The sequence below is a fragment of the Nitratidesulfovibrio oxamicus genome (genome assembly GCF_015731765.1).
Classification (GTDB): domain Bacteria; phylum Desulfobacterota; class Desulfovibrionia; order Desulfovibrionales; family Desulfovibrionaceae; genus Cupidesulfovibrio; species Cupidesulfovibrio oxamicus.
Map to the genome: position 1 here is coordinate 1 of NZ_VRYY01000185.1, position 4,863 is coordinate 4,863.

Sequence of the window (4,863 nt, forward strand, 5' to 3'; positions counted from 1 at the left end):
CGGCCACGGTATGGGGGCGGGGCGCGCCGCGCCCGGGGCGCAGCCACAGGGTGCCGCGCAGAAGGTCGGGCGATTCGGCCCAGAAGTCCACGCCCACTTCGCCGCGCAGGCCGTGGGGCCTGCCGACGAGGCCGATTTCGATGAAGGAGTCGTCGCTCATGTGCGCCCGTTGCGTGGATTGAAGGTGATGCCCGTGGGCGTCGGGGAAGGGCCGCAGGTTACGGTCCGCCGCGCGTGCACGGTCGCCCAAGCGACAAGAGCCCTTCGGCTTGCGCGTCCGGGCTAGTCGTTCTGATGGACTTCTGTCGCGTGTCCGCCCCGTGCGGCCGTATCACTACGCGCCGGGGGGCAGAAGGCTACTCGAGGATTTCGAGCACGGAACGCTTGCGTGCCTTGGTGGATGCCGCACCAAGAATGGTGCGCATGGCACGCGCCGTGCGGCCCTGTTTTCCGATGACCTTGCCGAGGTCTTCCTTCGCTACCTTCAGTTCGAGAACGGACGTCTGCTCGCCCTCGACCTCCGTCACATGCACGTCTTCCGGCTTGTCGACGAGGGATTTCGCGATGTATTCGACCAGATCCTTCAGCATGGCCACCTCCACAGGATGTTCCGCAGGATTACAGCTTCCGGCGAGGCGCCTCCGCGACGGGATACCGGGTTACCGGCGCCGCACTACCCGGCCTGCTTCTTGAGCAGGGCGCGGACGGTGTCGGTGGGCTCGGCGCCCTGATCCAGCCACTTCTGCACCTTTGCAGTGTCGATCTTCACTTCGGCAGGATTCACCATGGGGTTGTAGAAGCCCAGGAATTCCAGCGGACGGCCATCGCGGCGCGCAGCGCTGTTGACGGCGACGATCCGGTAGAAGGCACGCTTCTTGTTGCCCATGCGGGCGAGTCTCAGCTTCACGGACATGATTTGGTCTCCAACTAGTCTGTGTATAGTATGGTATCTCGGGAAAAGCGCAAGTGGGCGAGAATTCCCACCCGACAACTTTTCGTCCTCAGCGCTTCTTGCTCTTGTTGCGCTGCTGCTTGCGCAGCTGCTTCTTCTTCTTGAGCGCGGTCTTGGACATGGAGTTGGGGCCGCCGGGCGCGCCTTCGCCGTCACCCGTGCCGGGCATTCCCGGCATGCCGCCGAGCCCGCCCAGGCCGCCCATTCCGGGCAGCCCACCCATTCCTCCAAGGCCCCCCATGCCGCCCATTCCGGGCAGCTTGGGCATGCGTGGCATCTTTCCGGCCTGCGCGGGTTTGCCCCCGCCCATGACCTTTTTCATCATGTCGCGCATCTGCTCGAAATTCTTGATCAGCTGATTCACGTCCTGCACGGTGGTGCCGGAACCCATGGCGATGCGCTGGCGGCGGCTGCCGTTCAGCACCTTGGGGTTGCGGCGCTCCTGCATGGTCATGGAATTGATGATGGCCTCTACCCGGCCCATCTCCTTTTCCGGCACGTTCATCTCGCCCAGCTTTTCGCGCAGCGCGCCCATGCCGGGAATCAGCTTCAGGATGCCTTCCAGCGAGCCCAGCTTCTTCAGCCGGCGCATCTGGGTGCGGAAGTCCTCCAGGTCGAACTCCGCCTTCTGGAACTTGCGGCCCAGCTCCTCGGCTTCTTCGGCCTTGATGGTGGACTGCGCCTTCTCGATGAGCGTCATCATGTCGCCCATGCCGAGAATGCGGCCCGCCACGCGGTCGGGGTGGAAGACCTCGATGTCCGAGAGCTTCTCGCCCATGCCCACGAACTTCACCGGCTTGCCGGTGACAGAGCGGATGGACAGGGCCGCGCCGCCGCGGGCATCGCCGTCCATCTTGGTGAGCACGACGCCGGAAATGTCGAGCGTGGTGTTGAACGATTCGGCAACCGTCACCGCGTCCTGGCCGGTCATGGCGTCGGCCACGAACAGAATCTCTTGCGGCTCGACGCGGCCCTTGATGGAGACCAACTCCTGCATCAGGGTTTCGTCGATGTGCAGGCGGCCCGCGGTGTCCACGATGACCACGTTGCACTGCTTTTCGCGCGCGTCTTCCACGGCGGCCACGGCGATGTCCACCGGGTTCATGCCGGGGGCCGAGGGGTAGGCCGGAATGTCGAGCTGCTTGGCCAGCGTGTGCAACTGGTCGATGGCCGCCGGGCGGTACACGTCGGCGGGAACCAGGTACGGGCGCATCTTCTGCTTGCGCAGCAGATTGGCAATCTTGGCCGACGAGGTCGTTTTGCCCGAGCCCTGCAGGCCCACCATCATGATGACGTAGGGTTGCCTGCCGCGCAGGTCGAGCTGGGTGGTGCCGCCGCCCAGCAGTTCGACCAGTTCGTCATGGACTATCTTCACCACCTGCTGGGCAGGGGTAAGGCTTTTCAGTACGTCCTGGCCGAGACACCGTTCGCGCACGCGTTCGATGAAGTCGCGGACGACCTTGAAGTTGACGTCGGCTTCCAGCAGCGCCAGACGCACCTCGCGAAGGCCATCCTGGATGTTGGCTTCGTCAAGGCGGCCCGTGCCGGTGAACTTCCGGAAAACTCCTGTCAGTCTGTCCGAGAGACTATCGAACATGCATACCCCGTCCGGCGAATATCGTAAGAGGAGGTTCGGTACATGGGTTTGGGGGGGAAGTCAAGGATGAGGTGTGGTGGGAAGGGAGGGGAAGGGGACAAGGGGGAGGGGATTGGAGGAGGAGGGGAGTGCTGTACGCGGTTGGATGCGGTTTCTACGGAGACCGTCGTGCGCTGTTGGGAACGCTCGATTTCGTTATGTCTCGGGCGGGTGGGAGATGGGGAGTGCGTGGTTGGAGGCTGCTTCTACGAAGGCAGTTGTGCCCTATTGGTCCCTCCCGATCTCGTTATGTCTCCGACGGGCAAGGGGCCGCAGAGCGGCGGCCCCTTGCCCGTCGGAGACATAACGAAATCGGGTATCCCCAACCGCGCACGGCTGTCTTCGTAGAAGTAGGGTGCAACTGCGCACGACCCCATTCCCACCCGCCAACAATAATAACGAGAGGCCGCACCCATCAGGGCACGGCCTCTCTTTTCTTGCTCTTAATCCTGATCTTGTCTGCCTCTTCCCGGCATCAGCCGTTACCCCTTGATGGCCCTTCTAAACCCTTCCGCCGACCTTGCAATCACATCTTCGCCCACGCAGAAGGTCAGCCGGAAGTGCCCCGGCCCGCCGAAGCCGGAACCGGGCACGGCCAGCACCTTCTCTTCCATCAGCCGGTTGACGAACTTCACGTCGTCGCCGCCCGGCGCCTTGGGGAAGAAGTAGAACGCCCCGGCGGGCATCTGGAATTCGTACCCCGCGTCGCGCAGGATGCGCGCCATCATGTCGCGACGGCGAGCGTAGATCCCCGCGTCCACCTGCGATCCCAGCGCTTTCGCCATCAGGTGCTGGCCCACGGCGGGCGGGTTCACGAAGCCGAGGATGCGGTTGGTCAGCAGCAGCGCGGCCATCAGCGTGCCGCGCCCTTCCATCAGCGGCGAAAGGGCGATGTAGCCCAGCCGTTCGCCCGCCAGCGAAAGATTCTTGGAGAACGAACTGACCACCACCGCGTGCGGGTACAGGGGCAGCAGCGAGGGCACCTCGTCGCCGTCATAGGACAGGAAGCGGTACGGCTCGTCCGAGATCAGGAAGATGGGCCGCCCGTGCTTTTGCGATGCGCGGCCCAGCGCCGCCGCAAGCTCGGTCAGTTCCGTCCGGTTGTAGATGACCCCGGTGGGGTTGTTGGGCGAGTTGACGATGAGCGCGCGCGTTTTCGGACCGATGGCGGCCTCTATGGCGGCCACGTCCAGCGCGAAGGTGTCGGGCTTCGAGGGCACGGTGCGGAAGGCGCCGCCGTGGTTGGCCACGTAGAAGCCGTATTCCACGAAGAACGGCGACACGGCCAGCACCTCGTCGCCGGGTTCCAGCACCGCGCGCAGGAAGGCGTTCAGGCCGCCCGCCGCGCCGCAGGTAAGCACCACGTCGTCGGCGGTCAGGTCCACGCCCTGTTCCGAAGAAAGATGCACGGCCAGCTTGGCGCGGGCCCACGGGTAGCCGCCGTTGGGCATGTAGCCGAAGGCGAACGGCTCGCCCGCGTGGTCGGCCAGTTCGCGCAGGGCCTGGCCCACGGCGGGCGGGGCGGGCAGATCGGGGTTGCCCAGGCTGAAGTCGCACACGGCCTCTTCGCCGTACTGCTGCTTGAGGGCTATGCCCGCCTCGAACATCTTGCGGATCCACGACGAACGTTCAAGGTACCCGGAAATCTGCTGGGATATGAGCGACATGTTGCGACCTCGGCGGGTTGTCGGTGGTGCGAGCGGTCCGGCGCGCGACAGGCGTGGGCCGCAAACGGCACCGGGGGAGGCGACGCATCGCGCGTCGCCTCCCCCGGCGGGTCATGATCTAGAACATGGAGTTGGCGTCCAGGCGCAGGCGGTTGATGCGCACCCGCCGCAGTTCCCTCTGCACTTCCAGTTGCAGCTTGCGCTGGCGCGCCTGGTGGATTTCCTGCGCGAAGCAGATTCCCTCGTCGGGGCGTTCCGTCTCGCACAGGCGGCGCACGGTGGCCTCGCAGGCGCGGCGTTCCTCTTCGAGCAGGGCCATCTGGGCCTCCAACTCGGGGATGCTATTCGGTAATGATGCGTCGTCGAGCGGGCTTGGCAACGTCATCCTTCTGCTCCTTGGGCTTGCGCGGGGCGTTATCGGGCGAGGGCAGGCCGTTGTACAGCGCCCAGAAGCCGGGCATCAGCTCGGTCACGTTGCCGGGGTTGGACAGGTGCAGGCCGGGGCGCAGCAGCGCGCCCAGCGCCAGCCCGAACGTCCAGGCAGCCGTGGGGCTGGCCCAGGGCGAACCATTGGCCGGGGCCTTGGACCCGGCGGCCACGTTGCCGAA

The 4,863-nt window shown here is 65.3% G+C and carries 5 protein-coding genes and 2 pseudogenes; all 7 read right to left on the reverse strand.

Annotation, left to right across the window (positions count from 1 at the left end; genetic code table 11):
- A pseudogene (locus FVW20_RS07635) lies at nucleotides 1-160 on the reverse strand (ribosome maturation factor RimM); the annotation flags it as partial.
- Nucleotides 161-356: 196 nt separating this feature from the next.
- Entirely contained in the window at nucleotides 357-590 is a 234-nt protein-coding gene (locus FVW20_RS07640) for a KH domain-containing protein (RefSeq protein WP_015946506.1), read from the reverse strand.
- 83 nt (nucleotides 591-673) lie between these two features.
- The gene (gene rpsP / locus FVW20_RS07645) at nucleotides 674-913 is read right to left on the reverse strand and encodes a 30S ribosomal protein S16 (protein WP_035068560.1); all 240 of its coding nucleotides are present in this window, start codon (nucleotides 911-913) and stop codon (nucleotides 674-676) included.
- Between the two features lie 88 nt (nucleotides 914-1,001).
- Entirely contained in the window at nucleotides 1,002-2,549 is a 1,548-nt protein-coding gene (gene ffh / locus FVW20_RS07650; protein WP_196608958.1) for a signal recognition particle protein, read from the reverse strand.
- A gap of 521 nt (nucleotides 2,550-3,070) precedes the next feature.
- Nucleotides 3,071-4,255 (reverse strand): pyridoxal phosphate-dependent aminotransferase, encoded by a 1,185-nt coding sequence (locus tag FVW20_RS07655; RefSeq protein ID WP_196608959.1) that lies wholly within the window; start codon nucleotides 4,253-4,255, stop codon nucleotides 3,071-3,073.
- A gap of 118 nt (nucleotides 4,256-4,373) precedes the next feature.
- Entirely contained in the window at nucleotides 4,374-4,640 is a 267-nt protein-coding gene (locus FVW20_RS07660) for a hypothetical protein (protein WP_155860564.1), read from the reverse strand.
- Nucleotides 4,597-4,863: pseudogene (locus FVW20_RS07665) on the reverse strand (chorismate mutase); the annotation flags it as partial. The pseudogene FVW20_RS07665 and the gene FVW20_RS07660, both read right to left, overlap by 44 nt.

What these genes read in the sequence shown, in the direction of transcription:
- ffh (WP_196608958.1), bottom strand. Translation starts at nt 2,549, where the DNA reads ATGTTCGATAGTCTCTCGGACAGACTGACAGGAGTTTTCCGGAAGTTC.
- rpsP (WP_035068560.1), bottom strand. Translation starts at nt 913, where the DNA reads ATGTCCGTGAAGCTGAGACTCGCCCGCATGGGCAACAAGAAGCGTGCC.
- FVW20_RS07640 (WP_015946506.1), bottom strand. Translation starts at nt 590, where the DNA reads ATGCTGAAGGATCTGGTCGAATACATCGCGAAATCCCTCGTCGACAAG.
- FVW20_RS07655 (WP_196608959.1), bottom strand. Translation starts at nt 4,255, where the DNA reads ATGTCGCTCATATCCCAGCAGATTTCCGGGTACCTTGAACGTTCGTCG.
- FVW20_RS07660 (WP_155860564.1), bottom strand. Translation starts at nt 4,640, where the DNA reads ATGACGTTGCCAAGCCCGCTCGACGACGCATCATTACCGAATAGCATC.